Consider the following 23,969-nt stretch of genomic DNA (forward strand, 5'->3'; position numbering starts at 1 on the left):
TCGACGTGGCGGATATTGCATAAGTCGCGACTTATAGGCAAGGCTGTGCCTCCGATCATCGCAGATAGTCGAGGGAACATATTAGCCATATCGAATGTTCAAATCTTATGGACAGCCGAAACCTACTCTCAGCAGATCAATCAAGAGCAGCACGCGCCCTACTGAATTGGTCGCGAGTGCGCCTTGCCGCAAAGGCCAATCTTAGCGAAATGACGATCAGCGATTTCGAGAACGGCTATAGGGAACCGCGTCCCCACAACATCGCGGCCATGCGCCATGCGTTTGAGGGCGCCGGAATTATCTTCACCTTGGAAGGCACTCCATCACTAGCCCGCCCTGAAGGTGATAGCGGTCTCGCCGCCGACAATAGAATGTGGCGCCGCCGGCAGAGAAAAGCATAAGGATAAAGCCACTTGAAAGCCGTATATTAGCAACCCCTTGACGAACCGTTGGACCGCGCCAGAATCCTATCCATGGCTCGGGAAATCAACATCGGCGACAAGGTGGCAATCGTTGCCATTGTGGGCAAACGCATCGAGGAGCGCGTGGCGCTCCATATCCCCACCGCCAATTTCCCCTATTCGATCATCGACGCCGAGGCCAAGCCAGGGGACAAGATGAGATTCGAGGGTGAGGTCGTGCACGTTGACGACGATCTAGGCCGGGTCACGGTACAGGCGCTCGGCCGCGTCACGGTCGACGCTGAGACGGTCCATTTGGTAAGGAAGTTCCGCCGGTCGAAACGCACGACGCCCCTGCGTGACAAGGTGGAATGACTATCGGCCCAGCACGTTCCGGCTATCGATTTGGGTGATCCTTCGCCATAACGTCGAAAAGCAGAAGGCACGCCACCAGCGACACACGTACGCCTGTCAAATACGCGTATTCCCGTTGATGAGAGGCCCGAGCGCTGCGGCGGCCTTCTCACTAGTCGCCCATGGTCTGTTTCCGCGCAACGGCAAGCTGATCGCAACGGCTGACATGCGGCACATATGAAAATCCAGCCCCAAAACTGGATAATGACGTTCCAGGAATGTGTGGCCCTCGGCGGACCCGACGCCGCCGACCAATCGCCGAGACCTAGGCTCGGGACGGCTCGACCGGCAGAGGCCGCATCTGAAGGGACAATTAGCTCAACTACCGTGTCACGAGCTTCGCCCGCGTCCACAAATGGCCTTGGCCGATGCCGGAACATGCAAAAGTACCGTCAGCGCGGAAACGTCATCCGCGGGCGCCTTTCTTTATATATTTCAAAATGTTGACCTGAAAAAAGTACCGTCAGGCCCGAAAAATCCGTGACGGTACTTTTCTCGGACGTTGAGCCACGTATGAAAAGTACCGTCAAAAGTACCGTCGAATTGAGCTGCAGCCCTTTGCTCCCGGCGAAGGTCCAATTTGCCCGAAGCCAAAAAAATCAGTGACTTAGACCGTCAATGGCTTCAGTTGATGATGTAGATTCGATGGTGAATGAGGTGAGCCGCAAATTGTTGTTTTTTCTGCGAAAAACTACGCCGGAGTACGCCAGAATACGCTTAACCCTCACTCCCACTCGATCGTGCCCGGCGGCTTTGATGTCACATCGTAGACGACGCGGTTGATGCCTTTGACCTCGTTGATGATGCGGGTGGCGGCGGCGCCGAGGAAGGCCATGTCGTAGTGGTAGAAGTCGGCGGTCATGCCGTCGACGGAGGTGACGGCGCGTAGTGCGCAGACGAATTCGTAGGTGCGGCCGTCGCCCATCACGCCGACGGTCTGCACCGGCAGCAGCACGGCGAAGGCCTGCCAGATGGCGTCGTAGAGGCCGGCCTTGCGGATTTCGTCGAGGTAGATGGCGTCGGCCTCGCGCAGGATTTCGAGTTTGTCGCGCGTGATGCCGCCGGGGCAGCGGATGGCGAGGCCGGGACCCGGGAAGGGATGGCGGCCAATAAAACTTTCAGGCAGGCCGAGCTCCTTGCCCAGCGCCCTCACCTCATCCTTGAACAGTTCGCGCAACGGCTCGACCAGCTGCATGTTCATGCGCGCGGGCAGGCCGCCGACATTGTGGTGCGACTTGATGGTCACCGACGGGCCGCCGGTGAAGGAGACGCTTTCGATGACATCGGGGTAGAGTGTGCCCTGGGCCAGGAAATCGGCGCCGCCGAGCTTCTTGGCCTCTTCCTCGAACACTTCGATGAACAGCCGGCCGATGGTCTTGCGCTTCTTCTCGGGGTCCGACTCGCCTTCCAGTGCCGAGATGAATTTTTCCGACGCGTCGACCAGGATCAGCGGCAGATTGTAATGCTGGCGGAACATCGCCACCACGCCCGCCGCCTCGTCCTTGCGCATCAGGCCATGGTCGACAAGGATGCAGGTCAGCTGGTCGCCGACCGCTTCGTGGATCAGAAGTGCGGCGACCGAAGAATCCACACCGCCCGACAGCGCACAGATGACCTTGCCCTTGCCGACCTGTTTGCGGATGGTTTCGACCGCATGCTCGCGATAGGCGCGCATCGTCCAGTCGCCTTCGATGCCGGCGATGTTGTGGACGAAGTTTCGGAGCAGCCTGGCGCCATCCGGCGTGTGCACCACTTCGGGATGGAACATGATGCCGTACATCTTGCGCGCAACGTTGCCGAAGATGGCGAAGGGCGAGCCTTCCGACTTGCCGAAGACTTCGAACCCCTTGGGCAGCGAGATAACGCGGTCGCCATGGCTCATCCACACCTGGTGGCGCTGGCCGGGCGCCCACAGGCCCTCGAACAGCGGGCTGTCCTTTTCGATCTCGACGAAAGCGCGGCCGAATTCGCGATGGTTGGAGCTTTCGGCAACGCCGCCCATCTGCACGCAGAGCGCCATCTGGCCGTAGCAGATGCCGAGGACCGGCACGCCGGCGTCGAAGACGATCTGCGGTGCGCGCGGGCTGCCAATGTCTGATGTCGAGGCGGGACCGCCCGACAGGATCACGGCTTTGGGCTGGATGCGCTTGAAGGCAGCTTCGGCCGATTGGAACGGCACGATCTCGGAAAACACGCCGGCCTCGCGGATGCGGCGGGCGATGAGCTGCGTAAACTGGCTGCCGAAATCGATGATGAGAACGGTGTCGGCCAGGACGGTGTCGGGATGATTGGCTGTCGTCATGGCGAGCCTTTAGAGAAAGAAACGAGTCGGCGCAATGGGTTGCAAGGCCGCACTGTTACTGAACTTCGGTGTCTTTGTCGGCGGCATCCGGGGCTCCCGCATCAAGGGTCCGCAAAGCGTCCATCAGTGCTGCGAAGCGCTGCTGGCCGATACGCTCGACATAGCGCCGTTCGATCTGCAGCTTGATGCGGTCGCCGTCGCGCAAGGCCTCCAGGCCCTTGCTTGTGTAGCCGACAAGCTTGCCGCGCCCGTCCAGCGGATCGGGCAGGCGCTGCACCACGCCTTCCGCCTCCAGCCCGTCGAGCAATTGCTGGACCGCCTGCTTGGAAATCGCCGAGCGGTCGATCAGCGCGGACTGGCGAATACCGTCGCGGGAGATATGCCCGAGCAACCCGGCGCGCGCCTCGGTGAACCAGCCATGGCCGACGTCGCGCATAGCGGCGGCGAACTCGGCCTGCCAGGCGCGGCTTGCCTGCCACAGGCGCCAACCGATGTGATCGGGCAGCGCTTCGGTTTTTTCGTCAAGCTCCTTGACCAATTTATTCACACCTCATATAGTCAAGATACTTGACGACTTTCATCACGTCGAGTGCTTTCGAACTCAGACCTCGGACAGGGACGAATGACAATTCTGAACAAGGACACGCTGGCCATTATCATGATCGGCACAACGCATGTCATCGACATGGGCGGCAAAAGCGCCTTCATCCACTACGAAACCGCTGACAGGGCACACATGCTGCTGCCGGACGGCACCCGCTTCCATGGTCGATGGGACCTGCTGGACGATGGCTACAAGGTCGAATGGACCGATGGCCCCGCCGGCGCCTGGAAACTCGACCACACGGCCGGCGCGATCGACTATGTCGATGCAACCGGCGCCGTGCGCGGGCGCATTTCGCGCATCGATTTCGGCGATCCCGCGAGCCTGACAGCCTGATCCGGTTGCGTTCAGGCGTCGAGCAGGCCGTTGCTCAGCGCCTGTTCGAGCCGCCCGACCGCATCGGCCAGTTTCTCGTCGATGACATGGAGATATTCGGTCCAGTCGCCGACATGCCTGAGATCGGCCGCGCCATCGGAAATGCCGCGCAGGCCGATCAGCGAGATATCGAACAGCTGGCAGGCGCGCAGGCAGGCGAAGGTCTCCATGTCGACCATGTCGGCGGCGATAGCGTCATAGGCGCCGCCCGTGATGATGGCGCCGCCGGTCGACAGGCTGGCTTGCTTGATATCAAGAATCCGCAACGGCAGCGGCACGGTCACCGGCAGGTCGAGAAACGGCGTAGCCCCCTTCTCGAAGCCCAACGGCGAGGCGTCGATGTCGCGATAGCTGACCGAGACCGCCTGGTAGATTTCCGTCTGCTCGAGCGTGCGGCTGCCGGCGGAGCCGAGCGAGACGACGAGATCCGGCAGCGTCTTCCGCGACTTCAACCAGGACAGTTCGGCGCCGAGGCGAACGCCTGCCTCGACTGGACCGACGCCCGTCATCAGCGGGGTGAACAGTTTTTGCAAATGCGGCCCGTACTCGGCCTGCGCCGCCATGACGAAAAGGACGTCCTTGCCGCCAATGCGCGTAACTTTACCGGTCATGAATCCGATTCCCTTGGCTGCGGAAGAAAAAGCGAGGCGCGCCCACCGCCTCCCGGCCCTTCGCTATGGCTCCGGGCGTTCGTCGCTCGAAAAGCCCATTTAGGGGCTTTTCGCCCGCTTCGCGGACCGCTCCTCACCCCGCAATGCCATCCCGCCCAACCACGGTCATCATCGTCCCGGTCATGGTGGCGATCAGCTTTGCCTCGCCATCGGCGGCAAAGGCATAGGCCTGACCGTCGGCGACAATGATGGTGCGGCCGGGCTTGGTCACCGAGCCGCGAAACAGGAAGCGCTCGCCCCGGCCCGGCGCCAAAAGGTTGACCTTGAACTCGATGGTCAGCACGCCGGAATTTTCCGGCATCAGCGAGAACGCGGCATAGCCGCAGGCCGAGTCCAACGCGGTCGAAATCACACCGGCATGCAGGAAACCATGCTGCTGGGTCAGAGCGGCCGAATAGGGCATCTCGATCTCGATGATGCCCGGCGTCACCAACGTCAGTTCGGCGCCGATGGTCGCCATCGCCTGCTGGCGGGCGAAGGACGCCCTGACGCGATCCTCATAGTCGGGAGCCGGTACGATCTTTGCTGCCATGGCTGTCGCCCTGATTGATCTGCAAAAGCTTATTGCAGAGGCTTGAACGCCGCGCAAATGCTTTTGCTGCACTGCAACAAACGCCGCCGCCTGCCATCAAGGGATGAGAGCCGGCTGAAGACTGCCGATTTGCGGTAAGGCTCAGGCCGCCCGGCGCAGCGCACAGAAGTAAAACCCGTCGGTGCCGCTCAACGCTGGCGACAGCGAGATGTCGCCAGCGTTGCCTATCCGAGCGGCGGCCGCATGGCCGAGGAAATGGACGTCCCAGAGTGCGCGGTGATCGACTGGGACAAAGCCTTTGTGACGCTCGCTGAAGGCGGCGATCTGCTCGCCATTCTCCTCGTCGAACACCGAACAGGTGATGTAGACCAAGAGGCCGCCGGGTTTGACATAAGCTTTTGCGGCATCGAGGATCGCCGACTGTTCGCCCTTGCGGGCATCGAGCTGTCTTTGCGTCAGCCGCCATTTGGCGTCGGGACGGCGCCGCCAGGTGCCGCTGCCGGTGCAGGGTGCGTCGACGAGCACGATATCCATATGGCCCGCGAGCGGCGCGAGTTCGGCCGGCTTTGTAACCACCTGCACGTTACGGTTCTCCGAACGGCGGATGCGGTCGAAGATCGGCGCCAGCCGTGCCTTCTCGGCGTCGTGAGCGAAGACCTGGCCTTTGTTGGCCATCGCCGCCGACAGCGCCAGCGTCTTGCCGCCGGCGCCGGCGCAGAAATCGAGCACCTGCATGCCGGCTTCCGCCCCGGCGAGTGCGGCGACGATCTGCGAGCCCTCGTCCTGAACCTCGAACCAGCCTTTCTGGAAGGCGGGCTCGGCCTGCACGTTCGGATGCCTGCCGTCGCCATCGATCGGCGGGATGCGAATGCCTTGCGGCGCAATAGCGGCCGGTTTGGCGCCGGTGTCAGAGAGTTCCACCAACACCTTGGCGCGGTCGGCCTGCAGCGTGTTGACCCTGATGTCGAGCGGCGGGCGGGTGGCCAGGGCTGCGCCCTCCTCGACCCAGTCTGCGTCAAAGGCTCGTTCGAACAGCGGCGCGCACCAGTCGGGCACGTCCGCCCGCACCGCATCCGGTGCGTCTCCAGGCCAGCGCTCGGCCAGCACCTGCAACTCGGCGGCGCTGAGCAGCGGCGGCGCGAACTTGTCACCGTCGAGCGCATCGTTGAGCGATTGCGCCGTCTGGCCCCATTCGATGAGCAGCGCGCCGAAGCCGATGGCGCGTGGCGTGTCTTCACCCAGCAGCCAGCCGGCAGAACGCTTGTGGCGCAGCGCGTCGTAGACAATGTTGCCGATCGCCGCGCGGTCGCCACCGCCGGCAAAGCGATGCGACAGGCCCCAATCCTTCAGCGCATCGGCCACCGGCCGGTGGCGCCGGCCAATGTCTTCCAGCACTTCAATAGCTGCCGCCAGCCGTCCGCCCAGTCGCATTCGTCATTCCATCTATCGAGCTTCCCGGCCTGCTCTTAGAGCCTTTCACGCCGAGATTGAACCCCGCTTGCATTCGCGGCAACGAGACCGCCCCGATCGCAGGTGCGAATTTCTCCGACCGGCAAATGTCCGCCCACCAGCGGCAACAAATCCCAAATAGATGCAAGGTCTCTAATGTTGGTAACTGGCCACCGCAAGCATGACCTGTGGCGCAACTGCTCTGCTTTCCAAGCTTTTGCGTTGGGAATACTCTTTGCGCCATGATTCGCGGCGCAGAAAACGCGGACCCGCGGATCGATACGAGGAGAGGGCAATGAAAACGTATCTCGCGGAAGTTCTAGGGACATTTCTGTTGGTGTTCATCGGCACGGCGTCGGTGGCGACGGGCGGCTTTCTCGCCGACCTGCCGCTCGGCCAGGAGGCCATCGGTCTGGCGTTCGGCATCGGCCTGATCGCGGCGGCCTATGCGGTCGGCCCGATTTCCGGCGCGCATCTCAATCCGGCCGTCACGCTCGGCGTCTTCCTTGCCGGCCGGCTGCCGGCCAAGGATGTCATCCCCTATTGGATCGCGCAGATCATCGGCGCCATCCTGGCCTCGCTGGCGCTGTGGATCATCGTCTCCGGCCAGACCGGCGGACACACCACCGGCTTCGGCGCCAATGGATGGGACGTGGCGAAATGGGGGATGAGCTCGGCCTTCCTGTGGGAGCTGATCGGCACCTTCACCTTCGTCACCGTCATCCTCGGCGTCACCGCGGAAAAGCACTCGACGGCGTTCGCCGGCCTTGTCATCGGCCTGACGCTCGCGGGGCTGCACTTCGCCATGATCCCGGTGACCGGCACCTCGGTCAATCCGGCGCGTTCGATCGGCCCGGCGCTGTTTACCGGCGGCGCAGCACTCAGCCAGCTCTGGCTGTTCATCGTCGCCCCGCTGATCGGCGGCGCGATAGCGGGCGTCGTTGCCAAGGCGCGCATCTTCGAAAAGGACTGATTTTCGAAGTCTGCATAAACAAAAAGGCGCGGGCCTCGGCCCGCGCCTTTTTGTTGGGAGGGCTGCGATCAGCCGGCGATGTCGAAGCGGTCGGCGTTCATCACCTTGGTCCAGGCCTTGACGAAATCGCCGACGAATTTCGGCCCGGCATCCGCCGACCCGTAGACCTCGGCCAGCGCGCGCAGCTGCGCATGCGAGCCGAAGATCAGATCGGCGCGGGTGGCGCTCCATTTGACCGCCTTGGTCTTGCGGTCGCGCGCTTCGTAGACCTCATGCGAGCCCGGCTCGGAACCGGCGGCCGGATCCCAGACGGCGCTCATCGACAGCAGGTTGACGAAGAAGTCATTCGTCAGCGTGCCCGGCCTGTCGGTCAACACGCCATGCTTTGAGTCGCCGGCATTGGCGCCGAGCACGCGCAGGCCGGCGACCAGCACCGACATCTCCGGCGCCGTCAGGTTGAGCAGTTGCGCGCGGTCGACCAGCAACGCTTCGACCGACATCGGCAGCTTGCCGCCGACATAATTGCGGAAACCATCGACTTTTGGCTCGAGCGCGGCGAAGGAATGAGCGTCGGTCTGCGCCTGCGAAGCGTCGGTGCGGCCTGGCGTGAACGGAACCTTCACCGCGTTGCCGCCATCCTTCGCCGCCTTCTCGACCGCGGCGACGCCGCCGAGCACGATGAGGTCAGCCAGCGAAACCTTCTTGCCGCCGGCGTTGAACGCCTTTTGGATGGCTTCAAGCTTGGCCAGCACCTTGGCCAGTTCGGCCGGCTGGTTGACCTCCCAGTTCTTCTGCGGCGCCAGGCGGATGCGCGCGCCATTGGCGCCGCCGCGCTTGTCGGAGTTGCGGAAGGTCGAGGCCGAGGCCCAGGCGGTCGAGACCAACTGCGAAACGGTGAGCCCCGATGCCAGGATTTTGGCCTTCAGGGAAGCGATGTCCTGGTCGCTGACCAGCTCATGGTCGACGGCCGGAACGGGATCCTGCCAGATCAGCTCTTCCTTCGGCACCAACGGGCCGAGATAGCGCACCACCGGACCCATGTCGCGGTGAGTCAGCTTGTACCAGGCGCGGGCAAAGGCGTCGGCGAACTCAGCGGGATGCTGGTGGAAGCGGCGCGAGATCTTCTCATAGGCCGGGTCGGCACGCAGCGCGAGGTCGGTGGTGAGCATCGCCGGCGCATGACGCTTGCCCGGATTGTGCGCGTCCGGCACCGTAACCGCGCCGGAGCCACCCTTCGGCGTCCACTGATGGGCGCCGGCCGGGCTCTTGGTCAGCTCCCATTCGAAGTTGAACAGATTGTCGAAGAAGCTGTTGCTCCACTTGGTCGGCGTCGTCGTCCATGTGACTTCGAGACCGGACGTGATGGCGTCGCCGGCAATGCCGGACGCATGCTTGCTCGACCAGCCGAGGCCCTGTGCCTCGATGCCCGCACCTTCCGGCTCGGCGCCGACAAGTGCCGCATCACCGGCGCCGTGGGTCTTGCCGAAGGTGTGGCCGCCGGCGATCAGCGCCACGGTCTCCTCGTCGTTCATGGCCATGCGGCCGAAGGTCTCACGGATATCACGCGCCGATGCCAGCGGATCGGGCTTGCCATTCGGCCCTTCCGGATTGACGTAGATCAGGCCCATTTGCACGGCGCCGAGATGGCCGTGCAGTTCACGGTCGCCGGAGTAGCGCTTGTCGTCGAGCCACTTGGTTTCCGAACCCCAGTTGACGTCCTGCTCGGGCTCCCAGACATCGGCGCGACCGCCAGCAAAACCAAAAGTCTTGAAGCCCATCGATTCCAGCGCGACGTTGCCGGTGAGGATCAACAAATCGGCCCAGGAAATCTTGCGGCCGTATTTCTGCTTGATCGGCCACAACAGACGGCGCGCCTTGTCGAGATTGGCATTGTCCGGCCAGCTGTTCAGCGGCGCGAAACGCTGCTGGCCGGCACCGGCGCCACCGCGGCCATCGCCGATGCGATAGGTGCCGGCGCTGTGCCAGGCCATGCGGATGAACAGCGGCCCGTAATGGCCGAAATCGGCCGGCCACCAATCCTGCGAATCCGTCATCACCTTGTGCAGGTCCTTGATCACCGCATCGAGGTCGAGGCTTTTGAACTCCTCGGCATAGTCGAACGCCTCGCCCATCGGGTCGGAAAGGTTCGACTGCTGGTGGAGAACGCTGATGTCGAGCTGGTTCGGCCACCAGTCACGGTTGGTCCTGCCGGAGGTTCCGTGTGCGACCGGGCATTTGCCGGCGCTGTTGTCGTCGGTGTTCGCGTCCATCTTAGCCTCCGAATTGCTGATTTTCTGTGTTGGTTTTCCGGGCCGGCCGAAGCCGCGCCACTCTGGAACAGTTCCAGACTAGGCCGTCTCGTCGATAAAAACAAATTGCCTTTCCTGTTTGTTGCGATAGGTTTTTCTTATGATTGGTCTCACGGTCCGGCAGATGCAATATTTCGAGGCTTTGGCGCAAACGCTGCATTTCGGCCGCGCCGCAAAACTGGCCGGCGTCAGCCAGCCGGCGCTGTCCGCGCAGATCGCCGAGATGGAGCAAAGGCTGAGCTGCCGACTGTTCGAACGCGGCGGCAAGACGGTGCGGATGACCGAGGACGCGCAGGCGCTGTTGCCGCGCATCGAGCGCATCCTGCGCGACATCAGCGAGGTCGAAACGACGGCCAGGCGCGGCCGCCCGGCCATGGAAGGCCGCTTCCGGCTGGGCATCATCCCAACAGTGGCGCCCTATCTGTTGCCGCATATATTGCCGGAGCTGAAACGGCATTTTCCTTCTCTGCAGCTCGAACTGCGCGAAGCAGTCACCGCATCACTGGTCGAGGACACGGCGACGGGGCGGCTCGACGCCTTCATCGCCGCGCTGCCGCTCGACCAGCCGGGCCTGGTCACCGAAGAACTGTTCGCCGACCGCTTCTTCCTTGCCGTGCCATCCGGCGACCCGGCCTTCGCCTCGCCGCCGGTGCCGCCGGAAAGCCCGGCGCTGGAGCGACTGATGCTTTTGGAGGAAGGCCACTGCCTGCGCGAACAAGCGCTCGCCCTGTGCGGCAGCGTGCGCCCGGTGGCGATGGCAAGCTACGGCGCCACCAGCCTGACGACGCTCTTGCAAATGGTGGCGCATGGTCTCGGCGTCACGCTCATCCCCGAAATGGCGGCAAGGCCGGCCAGCGCCATGCCGGACCTGAAGATCGTGCCGTTCCAGGAGCCGATGCCGCAACGCACGATCTGCCTGGCCTGGCGCCGCAACAAGGTGCGGCATGACGAGTGCGTCGAGCTGGCCAAGATTATACGCGGGCTGGATGCTGCGGTGCTGGGGATGTGAGGGCTTGGGTCTCGGATGTCGCCTTGGGAACCCCCGGGAAAAGAAACTCAAATCAGGCGCGTTCGAGAATATCCGCCTTGATGGGCTGATCGAAGACCAGTGAACCTTCGCTGTCGCGCTCTGCCGCCGCGAGCAAGGCGCCTCTTATCCAATCCGAGATCGGGTCATCTCTTTGCGAGATGGTCAACCAGACGGGCGGCCTCCTCGGCGACGCCGGGTACCGTGCCCGATTTCCGCGTTGATGCGAAATCGAGGCCGGCGAAATAGATGCCGGGATCGACGCCGATGCCATCCTCGTGCAAGGGCTGACCGGCCGCATCGAGCGCGCCGGGCAGCCCAATCCATCCGAAATCGCCAGTAAAGCCGGTAGACCAGATTACCGAAGAGATCCTGCTGGCCGCCAGGTCGATCGAGCGCACGGGTGGGCTCGGCAGCTGCGGCTCAACCGTTTCGGCCGGGTCATCCTCGGCTGGCGGCGCGTGAAGGCCGGTGTGCTCGATATACTGGTCGACCAGGCGCTTGGCATTTGCGGAGACCTCGTCGGCAAAGCGAATATGGTCGTCAAGCTCATCGCCGAAGACGAAGCTCTCATTGTCCATCCCTAAGAATCGACCAAGCAGAACGATGCCCTGCGCGCTGAGCGACTGCAGGCTGATGGTGTGCGTCGCGCCGAGTAGAGGGCGCGGTGGCAATTTGCCGGATGGCAGGATTAGTTCCCGGCGCGAGAGATCGAGATGACCACTCAAGGTCAGCCAGTTGAGCATGCTGCCGCCGCGATAGTGTCGCACCCAGCGACCATTGCGGCATGTCGCCAGAAAGACGGAGCGCCCAGCCAGAACCAGGTCTTCGGCGATCTGGCCGCCCGATTGGCCGCTTCCGACCACCAGCACCGCGCCATCGTCAAGTGCGGCCGCACTGCGATATGCGGAAGAATCGATCTGGCGAAGTGAACGCGGCAGGTCGGCGGACCAGGGCGGGCGGACCGGACAATTCAGATTGCCAGTCGCGATCACCACGTTGCGCGCCCGCACCGTGCCATCCGGCGTCGTCACCCGATAGTGACCATTGTCTCTTGTCAGCTTCTGGACCGGACTCCCGGTTCTCACCGGCAATCGGTGCCGGTCGATGTAGCTCTCCAGATAGGCGACGAATTCGTGATGTGTAATTGCACCCCAAGGATCCGTCCCGTCATAGGCATCGCCGGGCAGGATCGAGCGTATGTTAGGCGAATTCAGCAGGAAGGAATCCCATCGCTGTGTTCGCCATGTCTCGCCGACGCGGCTTCGTTCAAGCACGCAATGCTTGAGCCCCTGTTGTTTCAGAAAATAGCTCGCGCCGAGCCCGGCCGAACCGGCGCCTATGACAACGGCATCAAGTAGTTCCCCCACCGTGTTCCCCAACAAAGATGCACTTCGAAAATAGCATTGTGCGGGGAGCGGACGCGAGGGCGCTCACCCTTGCGATGCGGCGAGGCATTTCGTGCCGCCCTTGAACCAGGGCAGTGTACTGCAAGGAACCTGTTTCTGACAGCCTCAAGGATGGAAGCCATCCCTACTTCGCGGAAGCATTCTCTTGTCGGCCAGCTCTAGCGGTTTGCCAGCCGGCGGCCGCCTCATCCCTGCATCTGATCGCCAGATCGCACCAAGCTTCAAGGTATGAATATCAGAAATACGTAAGTAAAAAATATAACAACATGGACCATTCCGGTCAGGAACGTCGTCCTTTCGTTACTAAAGCTTACGCCGCATATGAAAAACGCTAGAACCAAAAGTACTGCGTCAGCCTCCGGGAGCCCCAGGGTTAACCCTCGCCCCGTCAGCAGGCTGGCTGCTGCGACCGCCGGTATTGTCAAACCAATCGTGGCGCAAGCCGAACCCATTGCGACATTCAGGCCGCGCTGCAGCTCATTGTTGAGTGAAGCGCGAATCGCCGAAATTGCCTCCGGCATCAAAACCAGACCCGCGATCATTGCCCCCACAATGCTGTCAGCCTGGGTCACCTGGTAAGCAACGAGCGCATCTTCAACACTTGCGGCGACCTGCTCGGCGAGCATGACAATTCCGATCAGTCCGATGACCAGGAGCAGAGCGCTGGACAAGATGCTTTTTTCGTGAGGGGCGGTTCGCGCCGAAACGTCATATGTCAGTCCTTCGATGAAATCGTCCCGGTGCCGGACTGTCTGCGCGAACACAAAACTTGCGTAGAGCAGCACAGAAAGAACACTCACAAGACCAAGCTGAGCCGCTGAAAATGTGCCGGGATCGGTGGTTCGCGTGTAGGTCGGCAGGATAAGCGTCATGACGGTCAGTGCGACCAGAACCGCCAGATATGCGCTGGTCCCTTGCCGGACAATTGCCTGCTTGCGATGGCGCCAGCCGCCAAACGTTAGGCATGTGCCGACAACGCCGGTAGAGGCAATCATCACTGTCGAGAAGACGGATTCCCGTGCCAGCGTTGGGTTGTTCTCGCCATGCAGCATCATGGAGACGATGATCGACACTTCGATTGCCGTCACCGCAAAAGTCAGCACCAGCGTGCCATACGGCTCCCCTACCCGCCGAGCCACCGCCTCGGCGTGGTCGAGCACGACGAAAATGGTGGTGAACATGATCGCAGTTGAAAGCGCTCCAACAAGGATTCTGGCGTTTAGCGACCCCTGGTCCACCGACAGTCCGCTGGCCCTGACCGCGACAGCCAACAGCAGGGCAGCCAGGGGCATTGCGTAGGAAATCGCCGATCGTCCGAAACCAGTCATTCAAGCCCCGTGTGTTTGTGCAGACGTTGCGGAAAGTCCACGGAGCAGCTTAGCCAATATCATTGCGAAGCCGGCAAGCCCCACGGGCCGGCGTTGCACTTCCACAAATACCCCACCGCGGCATTAGAAGATGCCGCGGTGATTGCGACGGGCCTATCCTGGGGCGTTCGCCTTGACGACCTTCTGGCATTCCGGCGTCAACTCACTCAAATGATCGTTCAGGCACTTGATGATGCGGCCACCACCCTCTTCCACACCCGTGCAGAATTTTTTGTAGTCAGCCTGGCAGGCCTCGCGCTCGGTCGCCGTCTGCGCCATCGCCGCATTGGCCGCAAGTTGAGTTGCCAAGAAAAGCACGCTGAAAGCAATCCGCATGACAAGTCCCTCCAAGTTGGTTAAGTTCAACTCACTTTCATCACGATGCGATATATACTGGGAAGTTTGCAGGGGGCAAAATGCTTTTCGGATCGCTTAGAACCACGCCAGTGGCGGGTTTGTTTGCCGTTACTGCGCTGCTGACCGGATGCAATCAGCAAAACGCCTACGTACCACCACCTCCCCCCAAGATTGAGGTGGCGCTTCCAGTCAAGCAGACTGTGACGCCCTATCTGGAGGCCACAGGCAGCGCCGCGGCGGTGAACACGACGCCGCTGGTTGCGCGTGTCTCGGGCTTCATCCAGGAAATCGACTACAAGGACGGTGACGAGGTCAAAGCCGGCACAAGGCTGTTCCTGATCGAGCCCGATACTTACCAGCTGGCACTCGAGCAAGCGCAGGCCGGGCAGGGTTCGGCCGATGCCGCCGCCAAGCAGTCCGGTGCCGACCTCAAGCGGCAGCAGGAGTTGCTCTCGCAGAAGATCATCTCGCAATCGACCGCCGACCAGGCCGCCGCCGCCGCGGATGTCGACATCGCAAAGCAAAAGCAGAGCGCGGTCGACGTCGAGCAGGCCCAGCTCAATCTGAGCTACACCGAGGTCAAGGCGCCGTTCGCGGGCATCGTCACCTCCCGCCAGGTGTCGACAGGGCAGCTCGTCGGCGCCGGCAGCGCCACCACGCTCGCGACCATCGTCCAGCTTGCCCCCATCTACGCCAATTTCAACATCTCTGAGATAGACGTGCAGCGTATTCGCGCCGCCATGGCGAAGCGGGGAATGACTTCCCAGGACCTCAAGAAAATACCGGTCGAGATCGGCCTGCAGAGTGAGACGGGTTATCCCCATAAGGGAACGCTGGACTACGCCGCGCCGGAAGTCGCCGCCGCCACCGGCACGCTCGCGGTCCGGGCTGTGCTGCCCAATGACGACCGGGCACTGCTGCCAGGCTATTTCGTGCGCGTGCGCGTGCCGCTGGGCGAAGAGCCAAACATGCTGCTCGTTCCCGACCGGGCGATCGGCAGTGACCAGAGAGGTCGCTACGTTCTCGTCGCCGGAAAGGACGACGTCGTCGAGGAGCGCCCGGTTGAGACCGGCCAGCTCGTCGGGGCGTTGCGCGTGATCACCAAGGGCATCGCAGCGGAAGACCGCGTCCTCGTCTCCGGCCTGCAGACGGCGGTGCCCGGCCAGAAGATCGAACCGCAGGTGAAGACGCTGGAAGCGGTCGCCCCTGACGGGGCCGCACAATGATCTCCAGATTCTTCATAGAGCGGCCTGTCCTGGCAAACGCAATTGCCATCCTCATGGTCGTCGTCGGCGTCATCTCGCTGTTTGCCTTGCCGGTGGCACAGTATCCCAACGTGGTGCCGCCCACCGTTTCGGTTACCACGCGCTATCCTGGCGCCAGCGCGCGCGCGATGATCGACACTGTGGCGCTGCCGATCGAGCAGCAGGTCAACGGCGTCGAGGGCATGATCTACATGCAGTCGTTCGCTGCATCGGATGGCAGCTATAATCTGACCGTCACCTTTGCCATTGGCACGGATCTCGACCAGGCGCAGGTGCGTGTGCAGAACCGTGTCTCCACCGCCCTGGCATCGCTGCCGCAGGCGGTGCAGGTACAGGGCGTCACTGTTCAGAAGAAATCGACCTCGATCCTCGAGATCGTCACACTGACCTCGCCTGACAAGCAGTACGACAGTCTCTATCTCGCCAACTACGCGACCATCCAGTTGAAGGACGAGCTCTCCCGGATACCAGGTGTGGGCAACGTGAACGTGTTCGGCGCCGGCCAGTACTCCATGCGGGTCTGGCTCGATCCGCAGAAGATGCAGGCTCGCGGCCTCACCACTCAGGACGTCGTCCAGGCGCTGCAGCAGCAAAGCGAGCAGGTCACCGCGGGCCAGGTCGGCGCGCCGCCGGCACCCGATGGCCAGTCCTTCCAGTACACGATCGAAGTGTCCAGCCGCCTTGATGATCCCGACCAGTTCGGCGCCGTGATCGTCAAGACCGGCACCAATGGCGACATGACGCGGGTGCGCGACGTCGGCCGGGTCGAACTCGGCGCCCAGACCTATGGGCAGTTCTTCAATCTCGACGGCCAGCCGGCGGCGGGCCTGGCGGTTTTCCTGTCGCCGGGCGCCAATGCGCTCGATGTCGCCGGCAAGGTCGAGGCGAGGATGAAGCAACTGTCAGGCGCGTTCCCGAAGGGCCTGGCGTACTCGATCCCCTTCAACACGACGATCTTCGTCAGCCAGGCGATCCACGAGGTCTACAAGACGCTCATCGAAGCTGCGGTGCTGGTGCTCATCGTCATCCTGGTCTTCCTGCAGGACTGGCGGGCGATGCTGGTCCCGGCAACGACCGTGCCTGTCACGATCATCGGCGCATTCGCTGCGATGCTCGCGCTCGGCTTTACGGTCAATCTGTCGACCCTGTTTGCCATTGTGCTCGCTATCGGCATCGTCGTCGACGACGCCATTGTCGTGGTCGAGGGAGCCGCGCACAATATGGAGCGCGGCATGTCGGGCCACGATGCGGCGGTCGCCGCCATGAATGCGCTGTTCGGGCCGATCATCGGCATCACGCTGGTGCTGATGGCGGTGTTCCTGCCGGCTGCGTTCCTGCCCGGCCTGACAGGGCAGATGTATGCGCAATTCGCACTGGTGATCGCAGCAACTGCCTTGATCAGCGCCATCAATGCGGCGACGCTGAAGCCCACGCAATGTGCGACCTGGCTGAGGCCTCCCGTGCCGCCGGATCAGCGCAATGCCTTCTTTCGCGGCTTCAACGCGGTCTACCAGCGCACGGAGAACGGCTATGCCCGCCTGATAGGGTCCATGGTGCGTCACAGCGCAATCATGGGCGTGATTGCGCTGCTGATCATCGGCGCGGCGGGCTACGGCATGTCGCGCGTCGCCACCGGCTTCATTCCGATCGAGGATCAGGGCTACCTGCTGGCTTCGGTTCAACTGCCCGATGGCGCCGCACTGGGCCGCACGCAAGAGACACTGCAACAGATTTCGAACATCGCCAAAGCCACTCCGGGGGTCGACAAGGTGGTGACGATCGCTGGCCTCGCGGCGCTCGACAACAATTCGACCTTAGCCAATGCCGGCGTCGCCTACATCATTCTCAAGGACTGGAGCGTGCGCGGCAAGGGCGAGGATCTTGCCTCGCTCTATGCGACGCTCAATAAGAGCCTGTCGGGCATGGCGGACGGGAGTGTGCTGGTGTTGCCCCCGCCGCCGATCCAGGGCATCGGCAACGCCGCCGGATTCACCATGCAGATCGAGCTGCGGGACGGCAGCTTCGACCTCGCCAAGCTGCAAGGCGCGGCCGACGCGCTGACCAGGACCGCCGCAACGCAGTCGGGCATCCAGCGTGCTTCGGCGATGTTCCGATCCAATGTCCCGCAATACACGGTCGAGTTCGACCGCGAGCAGGTGCAGACCCTCGGACTGACCACGGACCAGGTCTTCCAAACACTCGCCGGCTATCTCGGCTCGACCTATGTCAGCCAGTTCAACAAGTTCGGTCGGGTGTTCCAGATCAACGTGCAGGGCGATTCACAGTTCCGCCTGACACCCGATGACATCGGCCGCCTGACCGTGCGCAACCAGAACGGCGACATGATCCCGCTCGGTACGGTCCTGACCATCACCCCGAGCGTCGGCCCCTCGCTGATCAGCCTCTATAATCTGTATCCCTCTTCATCGATCGTTGGCGTGCAAGCAAAGGGCTTTTCGTCCGGCGATGCGATCAAGCTGATGGAGGCCGCCGCCGCCGACACGTTGCCGCCCGGCACAGGCTTCGACTGGACGGCGCTCTCCTACCAGGAAAAGCTCGTCGGCACCCAAATCTACCTGGTATTCGGCATGGCGCTGCTCCTGGTCTATTTGGTGCTGGCAGGCCAGTATGAGAGTTGGCTGGCGCCGATCTCGATATTGCTCGCCGCGCCGCTATCGCTGGTCGGCCCGGTGCTGATCCTCAATGGTTTTGGCATCGACAACAATCTCTATGTGCAGATCGGCCTGATCCTGCTGATTGCGCTGTCGGCCAAGAATGCCATCCTGATCGTCGAGGTCGCGCGCGAGCTGCGCGCCGCCGGCAAACCGATCGTCGAAGCGGCGATCGAAGCCGCGCGCGCCCGCTTCCGTCCCATCCTGATGACGTCCTTCGCCTTCATCCTCGGTGTCGCGCCGCTGGTGTTTGCGACGGGCGCCGGAGCCAGTGCGCGCAAATCGATCGGCATCACGGTCTTCTCGGGCATGATCGCCTCAACCTGCCTTGCCGTTCTCTTCGTGCCTGCGTTCTTCGTCATCCTGCAGCGACTGGAGGAATGGCGCGCCGCGCGCAAAGGCAAGCGGGTTGCACTTCCCGGCTAGGCATTATGGGCTTGTCGGCCCGCGCCCTGCCTCACGCTGTCTTCTGCACCACCAGCCCCAGCTCTTCCACCATCGCCTCGCGCATCAAGAACTTCTGCGGCTTGCCGGTTACCGTCATCGGCAATTCAGTGCGGAAGCGGATGTAGCGGGGGATTTTGTAGTGGGCGATCTGGCCGGCGCAGAAGTTCTTGATCTCCTGCTCGGTGGCGATCTGGCCCGGTTTCAGCACGATCCAGGCGCACAGCTCCTCGCCATATTTGGTGTCGGGAATGCCGAACACCTGCACTTCCTTGACCTTGGGGTGGCGGTAGAGGAATTCCTCGACCTCTCTGGGATAGACGTTTTCGCCGCCGCGGATGACCATGTCCTTGACCCGGCCGACAATGTTGCAATAGCCCTCGGCATCGATCGTCGCGAGGTCGCCGGTGTGCATCCAGCCGTCGGCGTCAATCGCTTCGCGGGTTTTCTCCGCGTCGTCCCAATAGCCCTTCATCACGGAATAGCCGCGCGTGCACAGTTCCCCCGGCGCGCCGACGGCGACGGTGGCGCCCTCGGTGTCGATGGCCTTGACCTCGACATGCGGGTGGATGCGGCCGACGGTGGAGACACGCTTTTCCAGCGGGTCGTCGACGCTGCTCTGGAACGACACCGGGCTGGTCTCGGTCATGCCATAGGCGATGGTCACCTCTTCCATATGCATCAGCGACACCACCTTCTTCATCACCTCGATCGGACATGGCGATCCCGCCATGATGCCGGTGCGCAGGCTGGAGAGATCGAAAGAGGCGAAGTCGGCGTAGTCGAGCATGGCGACGAACATGGTCGGCACGCCGTAGAGGCCGGTGCAGCCTTCCTGCGCCACCGCTTTCAGCGTGGCGCCGGCGTCAAAACCCTCGCCTGGGAAAACCATGGTCGCGCCCTTGGAGACACAGCCCATCGTGCCCATCGACATGCCGAAGCAGTGGTAGAGCGGCACTGGAATGCAGAGCCGGTCGTCGACGGTGAGCTTGATCGCCGAAGTAACGAAATTGCCGTTGTTGACGATGTTGGTGTGGGTCAGCGTCGCGCCCTTGGGCGCGCCTGTTGTGCCTGACGTGAACTGGATGTTGATGGCCTCGCCCGGCTTCAGCCCTTCGGAGATGCGGTCGAGGCTGTCATGCTCGTCGCGGCCAGCCATCGACAGCACATCGGCGAAATTGAACATGCCGGGCGAGTTGTCGTCGCCCATGCGGATGACGATCTTCAGCGTCGGCAATTTCTGCGCCTTGAGCTTGCCGGGGGTGGCCTTGGCAAGTTCCGGCGCCAGCGTCTCGATCATGCCGAGATAGTCGGAGGTCTTGAAACTCGCCGCCGTCACCAGCGCCTTGCAGCCCACCTTGTTGAGGGCATATTCGAGCTCGGTCAGCCGGTAGGCCGGGTTGATGTTGACCAGGATCAGGCCGATGCGGGCGGTGGCGAACTGCGTTACCAGCCATTCCCAGCGGTTGGGCGACCAGATGCCGACGCGGTCGCCCTTTTCGAGGCCAAGCGCCAGGAAGCCGGCGGCGAGCGTATCGACGGTGTCCGACAGTTCGCTCCAGGTGAAGCGCTTGTCCTGGCCGACGAAGACGGCAGCATCCTGCGTGGCGTATTTGCTGACCGTGTCGGAAAACAGCTGAGGAATCGTCTTGTCGAGCAAAGGCGGGGTGCGCTCGCCGGAGACATGTGCCCGGCCATCGAGCGGGGCGATGAAGGTCGCGCCCTTGCCGCCGCGCCCGCGCAGATTGGTGGCGTTCTTCAGTTCGTCGAGATTGATCGCCATCGCCGTCTCCTCCCGGGATGTGGCGAGCCTATCAGCCTGACGGGACGGTGGAAATCCCGTCGATGGTAGCGGGGGCTGCGCCGACGCTAAGCGACTATCGCGCTCATCTTTGCAGCGATATCGCGCAGCAGCGCCTCATCCGCCGCCGCACGCGCCTTCTTCGAAGCCACCAGACAGGCCTGTGATTTCAGCACAACCCCATCCGCCAGCACCTTGAGGTGGTTGGCGCGCAGGGTCGAGCCGGTGGTGGTGATGTCGACGATGACATCGGCAAGGCCAGCTGCCGGCGCGCCTTCGGTGGCGCCGAGGCTTTCGACGATGCGATAGACCTGGATGCCGTGCTTTTGCGAGAAGAATTGCTGGGTCAGCCGCCAGTATTTGGTGGCGATCCTGAGCCGCCGGCCGTGGCGCTGGCGGAAATCGGCGGCGACATCGTCGAGATCGGCCATAGTATCGACATCGAGCCAGATGCTGGGCACCGCGACGACGACATCGGCATGGCCGAAGCCGAGACGGGCGACGATTTCGGCGCGCGCTTCCCAGTCGGCAAGGTTTTCGCGCAGCAGATCCTCGCCGGTGATGCCGAGGTCGACCGAACCTTGCCCGATCTCGCCGGCGATTTCGGAGGCCGACAGGAACGCCACCTCGATGCCCTCGGTGCCGTCGATGCGGGCGCGGTACTGGCGCTCGTCGCTGGGCAGGCTGACGGCAAGCCCGGCCTTGGCCAGCACCTCCAGCGCCTGCTGCTTCAGCCGACCTTTCGACGGGATCGCCAGCGTAATCATTTGGGCTCTCCCCGCAGCGCTTCGATGCGGTCGAGCCAGACGGAGAAGCCGACGCCGGGGATCGGCGTTTTCGCGCCGAGCAGCGTCAGCAGCCGGTCGTAACGGCCACCGCCGGCCAGCGGCCGCTCGCCGCCTTGCGCCGCGATCTCGAAAACGATGCCGGTGTAGTAGTCGAGCGGACGCCCGAAAGCGGCATCATAGCGGATCGTCCTGGCCGGCAGGCCATGCGCCTCGATGGCCTTGGCGCGGGCGGCAAATTTTTCGAGTGCCGCGCCCAGTGACAGCCCGGCAGAGGCGGCGAAGCTTTCGAGCGCTGCACTTGCGCCGTCGAGCGGCACGTCGATGGCGAGAAAATCCTTGAGCGCCGCGAAGGCTTCGTTCGACAGTCGCACGCTGCGCAGTTCGGCCTTCTCGATCAGCCGCCGCGCAATGTCCGATGGCGCGCGCCCGCCCGATGCCGACAGACCGGCCTCCTCCATGCCGCCGGCAATGTGGGCGGAAAGTCCTTCGAGGTCGCCGTCAAGCACAAGGGCTGCGACATCGCCGTCAAGCTGGCCGTTGCGTGGCGGGTTGGCGAGATCGGCGAGCGCTGCCTGCAGCATCGGCGCCGAGCCGAAAGCGCGGGCCAGCCGCATGCGCCAGCCGCGCGGCAGGCCGAGTGCGGCCAGCACTGCCTCGAAGATGGTCTGGTCACCGAGCGTGATCGCCAGGGGCTGGCCCGGCAGCACCAGCTCGAGCAGTGCATGCGCGTCGGCCAGCGAGCGGGCGTCGGCCTCGGCCGTATCGCGGTCGCCGAGATCTTCGATGCCGGCCTGGAAAAACTCATTGCCGCCCTCGCGGCGCTGGCGAAACACCTCACCGAGGTAGGAATAGCGGCGCGGCGTGCCAGCCTGCGAGGCGATGTGGTCGAGGCAGACGGGGATGGTGAATTCGGGCCGCAGACACAGCGTCGTGCCGGTCTCGCTTTCAGTGAGAAAAATGCGGCGGCGCAGATCCTCGCCGGCCATGTCGAGGAACGGATCGGCCGGCTGCAGCACCGCGACTTCCACCGCATGGGTGTTGCGGGTGGCGAAGAGGTTGGTGATTTCGGACGCGATGGCGGGGCGGGAGGTCATGGGAGGCGCGAGGCACCCCCCTCTGGCCTGCCGGCCATCTCCCCCTCAAGGGGGGAGATCAGCAGCTTGAAGCGCAGCGCCTCTTCTTCAGCGTCGGAGATTGGCGAAAGCATGCGCGACATCCAATCTCCCCCCTTGAGGGGGAGATGGCCGGCAGGCCAGAGGGGGGTGTTCAAGCGCCACCTTTCGCGCGATCAGCCGCCTGCGCCGCCAAAATCTTCTTCACCTCGGCGACCAGCTCGCTCTCCGCCACCGTCACCTGCGCGGGCCTTGCAGCGCGCCATTCGGCGTTGTCGGTAATCTCCGCCGACATGCGGGCGCCCTCGATCAGGTCCTTGATCTGCAGCTCGCCCTTGGCGCGCTCGTCGCCGCCCTGGATGATGGCGACCGGGCTGCCGCGGCGGTCGGCATATTTCAGCTGCGCTTTCATGCCGGCGCCGCCGAGATACATTTCGGAACGGATGCCCGCGGCGCGCAGCTCAGCCACCATCTTCTGGTAGCGGCCGAGACTTTCGGTGTCCTTGTCCATCACCAGCACGACGACCGGCGCGATCACGTCGGTGCTGTCCAGCTTGCCGAGGTTCTTCAGCGCCGTCATCAGCCGCGACACGCCGATGGAAAAGCCGGTCGCCGGCACCGGCTCGCCGCGAAAGCGCGAGACCAGGCCATCGTAGCGACCGCCACCGCCGACCGAGCCGAAGCGCACGATCTGGCCTTCGTCGTTGGGAATCTCTGCCAGAAGCTCGGCCTCGAAGACCGGGCCGGTATAATATTCGAGGCCGCGCACGACCGAGCGGTCCATGGCGATACGATCTTCGCCGTACCCTGCCGCCCTGACCAAGGCTTCAATGGTCGAGAGTTCGCCAACGCCTTCCTGATAGATCGCGTTCGCACCGACATTGGAATCCTGGAGCGCCTGTTCCTTCGCTGTCGCGAGAAGGACGGCCTCGGCTTGCACCTCGTTCAGTCCGGCACCCTTGGCAAAGTCACCCTCGCCTTCCTTGCCGCCATCCCAGCGCCCCGGACCAAGCAGCAATCTCACGCCTTCCGGCCCGAGCTTGTCCAGCTTGTCGATGGCGCGCAGCACTGTCAGCCGGCGGCCGGCATTCTCATCGCCGCCAAGGCCAATCGCCTCCAGCACGCCATCCAGCACTTTGCGGTTGTTGACGCGGATGACGTAGTCGCCGCGCTTGATGCCGAGCGCCTCCATCACATCGGCCATCATCATCGCCATCTCGGCATCCGCCGCCACGCCCGGCGTGCCGATGGTGTCGGCGTCGAACTGCATGAACTGGCGGAAGCGGCCGGGGCCGGGCTTTTCGTTGCGGAACACCCAGCCGGAACGGTAGCTGCGATAGGGTTTCGGCAGCCGCTCAAAATTCTCGGCGACAAAACGCGCCGTCGGCGCGGTCAAATCGTAGCGCAGCGACAGCCACTGCTCATCATCGTCCTGGAACGAGAACACGCCTTCGTTGGGCCGGTCCTGGTCGGGCAGGAATTTGCCGAGCGCATCGGTGTATTCGATCAGGGGCTGGTCGGCCGGCTCGAAACCGTAGAGTTCGTAGACCGAGCGAATGGTCGCCATCATCTTCTCGACGGCGCGGATGTCCTCCGCACTGCGGTCGGCAAAGCCGCGCGGCAGCCGCGCTTTCGTCTTTTCCGATTTGTCGGCCATGGGATGGGTACTCGGTGTTTCGTGGTGTTGCGTGGATCGG

General features: G+C 63.2%; 20 protein-coding genes. 7 read left to right on the top strand and 13 right to left on the bottom strand.

The features are described from left to right. Positions 1-107: 107 nt before the first annotated feature. Both AC1D1B_RS24315 and AC1D1B_RS24320 read left to right on the top strand, forming a co-directional pair. Positions 108-401: a helix-turn-helix domain-containing protein gene (locus tag AC1D1B_RS24315; protein ID WP_477335097.1), complete on the top strand. Its 294-nt coding sequence runs from the start codon at positions 108-110 to the stop codon at positions 399-401. 72 nt (positions 402-473) lie between these two features. Continuing rightward, positions 474-776, top strand: coding sequence for a hypothetical protein (locus tag AC1D1B_RS24320; RefSeq protein WP_181060113.1), 303 nt, complete (start codon positions 474-476; stop codon positions 774-776). 763 nt (positions 777-1,539) lie between these two features. Here the strand turns inward: AC1D1B_RS24320 and guaA are convergent. Both guaA and AC1D1B_RS24330 read right to left on the bottom strand, forming a co-directional pair. Beyond that, positions 1,540-3,117, bottom strand: coding sequence for a glutamine-hydrolyzing GMP synthase (guaA, locus tag AC1D1B_RS24325; protein WP_477335099.1), 1,578 nt, complete (start codon positions 3,115-3,117; stop codon positions 1,540-1,542). A gap of 55 nt (positions 3,118-3,172) precedes the next feature. After that, positions 3,173-3,655: a MarR family winged helix-turn-helix transcriptional regulator gene (locus AC1D1B_RS24330; RefSeq protein ID WP_477335101.1), complete on the bottom strand. Its 483-nt coding sequence runs from the start codon at positions 3,653-3,655 to the stop codon at positions 3,173-3,175. A gap of 84 nt (positions 3,656-3,739) precedes the next feature. On the opposite strand from AC1D1B_RS24330, the gene AC1D1B_RS24335 reads away from it, so the two are divergent. After that, positions 3,740-4,057 carry a hypothetical protein gene (locus tag AC1D1B_RS24335; RefSeq protein WP_477335103.1) on the top strand — a complete coding sequence of 106 codons (318 nt, stop codon included), beginning with the start codon at positions 3,740-3,742 and terminating at the stop codon, positions 4,055-4,057. Positions 4,058-4,068: 11 nt separating this feature from the next. Here AC1D1B_RS24335 and AC1D1B_RS24340 read toward each other — a convergent pair whose 3' ends face one another. From AC1D1B_RS24340 to AC1D1B_RS24350, 3 genes are all read right to left on the bottom strand, one after another. Further along, entirely contained in the window at positions 4,069-4,707 is a 639-nt protein-coding gene (locus AC1D1B_RS24340) for a 5'-methylthioadenosine/S-adenosylhomocysteine nucleosidase (protein ID WP_477335105.1), read from the bottom strand. 133 nt (positions 4,708-4,840) lie between these two features. Continuing rightward, on the bottom strand, positions 4,841-5,299 hold the full coding sequence (locus tag AC1D1B_RS24345) for a PaaI family thioesterase (RefSeq protein WP_023686843.1): 459 nt from the start codon (positions 5,297-5,299) through the stop codon (positions 4,841-4,843). A 141-nt stretch (positions 5,300-5,440) separates the two neighbouring features. Continuing rightward, complete coding sequence (locus AC1D1B_RS24350; RefSeq protein ID WP_477335107.1) at positions 5,441-6,730, bottom strand: RsmB/NOP family class I SAM-dependent RNA methyltransferase; 1,290 nt, start codon at positions 6,728-6,730, stop codon at positions 5,441-5,443. 313 nt (positions 6,731-7,043) lie between these two features. Between AC1D1B_RS24350 and AC1D1B_RS24355 the strand changes: the two genes are divergently transcribed. Continuing rightward, a complete protein-coding gene (locus AC1D1B_RS24355; protein ID WP_112396212.1) occupies positions 7,044-7,721 on the top strand; it encodes an MIP family channel protein in 678 nt (225 codons plus the stop codon). A gap of 68 nt (positions 7,722-7,789) precedes the next feature. Here the strand turns inward: AC1D1B_RS24355 and katG are convergent, their stop codons facing one another. Next, the gene (gene katG / locus AC1D1B_RS24360; protein WP_477335109.1) at positions 7,790-9,991 is read right to left on the bottom strand and encodes a catalase/peroxidase HPI; all 2,202 of its coding nucleotides are present in this window, start codon (positions 9,989-9,991) and stop codon (positions 7,790-7,792) included. A 139-nt stretch (positions 9,992-10,130) separates the two neighbouring features. On the opposite strand from katG, the gene AC1D1B_RS24365 reads away from it, so the two are divergent. Continuing rightward, on the top strand, positions 10,131-11,039 hold the full coding sequence (locus tag AC1D1B_RS24365; protein ID WP_477335111.1) for a hydrogen peroxide-inducible genes activator: 909 nt from the start codon (positions 10,131-10,133) through the stop codon (positions 11,037-11,039). A 164-nt stretch (positions 11,040-11,203) separates the two neighbouring features. Here AC1D1B_RS24365 and AC1D1B_RS24370 read toward each other — a convergent pair whose 3' ends face one another. The 3 genes from AC1D1B_RS24370 to AC1D1B_RS24380 form a co-directional block, all read right to left on the bottom strand. Continuing rightward, the gene (locus AC1D1B_RS24370; protein ID WP_477335113.1) at positions 11,204-12,427 is read right to left on the bottom strand and encodes a flavin-containing monooxygenase; all 1,224 of its coding nucleotides are present in this window, start codon (positions 12,425-12,427) and stop codon (positions 11,204-11,206) included. 260 nt (positions 12,428-12,687) lie between these two features. After that, a complete protein-coding gene (locus AC1D1B_RS24375; RefSeq protein ID WP_477335115.1) occupies positions 12,688-13,794 on the bottom strand; it encodes a calcium:cation antiporter in 1,107 nt (368 codons plus the stop codon). A gap of 153 nt (positions 13,795-13,947) precedes the next feature. Next, entirely contained in the window at positions 13,948-14,169 is a 222-nt protein-coding gene (locus tag AC1D1B_RS24380) for a cysteine rich repeat-containing protein (RefSeq protein ID WP_477335117.1), read from the bottom strand. An 80-nt stretch (positions 14,170-14,249) separates the two neighbouring features. Here AC1D1B_RS24380 and AC1D1B_RS24385 point away from each other — a divergent pair, with 80 nt between their 5' ends. Both AC1D1B_RS24385 and AC1D1B_RS24390 read left to right on the top strand, forming a co-directional pair. Continuing rightward, positions 14,250-15,416, top strand: coding sequence for an efflux RND transporter periplasmic adaptor subunit (locus tag AC1D1B_RS24385; protein WP_477335119.1), 1,167 nt, complete (start codon positions 14,250-14,252; stop codon positions 15,414-15,416). Further along, positions 15,413-18,553 (top strand): efflux RND transporter permease subunit, encoded by a 3,141-nt coding sequence (locus AC1D1B_RS24390; RefSeq protein WP_477335121.1) that lies wholly within the window; start codon positions 15,413-15,415, stop codon positions 18,551-18,553. Before AC1D1B_RS24385 ends, AC1D1B_RS24390 begins: the two co-directional genes overlap by 4 nt. 31 nt (positions 18,554-18,584) lie before the next feature. On the opposite strand, the gene AC1D1B_RS24395 is transcribed toward AC1D1B_RS24390, so the two are convergent. The 4 genes from AC1D1B_RS24395 to hisS all read right to left on the bottom strand — a co-directional run bounded on the left by AC1D1B_RS24395 (position 18,585) and on the right by hisS (position 23,929). Next, the gene (locus tag AC1D1B_RS24395; RefSeq protein ID WP_477335123.1) at positions 18,585-20,354 is read right to left on the bottom strand and encodes an AMP-binding protein; all 1,770 of its coding nucleotides are present in this window, start codon (positions 20,352-20,354) and stop codon (positions 18,585-18,587) included. 86 nt (positions 20,355-20,440) lie between these two features. After that, positions 20,441-21,139, bottom strand: coding sequence for an ATP phosphoribosyltransferase (hisG, locus tag AC1D1B_RS24400; protein WP_477335125.1), 699 nt, complete (start codon positions 21,137-21,139; stop codon positions 20,441-20,443). Continuing rightward, on the bottom strand, positions 21,136-22,254 hold the full coding sequence (locus AC1D1B_RS24405) for an ATP phosphoribosyltransferase regulatory subunit (protein ID WP_477335127.1): 1,119 nt from the start codon (positions 22,252-22,254) through the stop codon (positions 21,136-21,138). Before AC1D1B_RS24405 ends, hisG begins: the two co-directional genes overlap by 4 nt. A gap of 172 nt (positions 22,255-22,426) precedes the next feature. Continuing rightward, positions 22,427-23,929 (bottom strand): histidine--tRNA ligase, encoded by a 1,503-nt coding sequence (gene hisS, locus AC1D1B_RS24410; RefSeq protein WP_477335129.1) that lies wholly within the window; start codon positions 23,927-23,929, stop codon positions 22,427-22,429. Positions 23,930-23,969: the final 40 nt, after the last annotated feature.

Source organism: Mesorhizobium sp. P2_C5_2 (assembly GCF_056404535.1).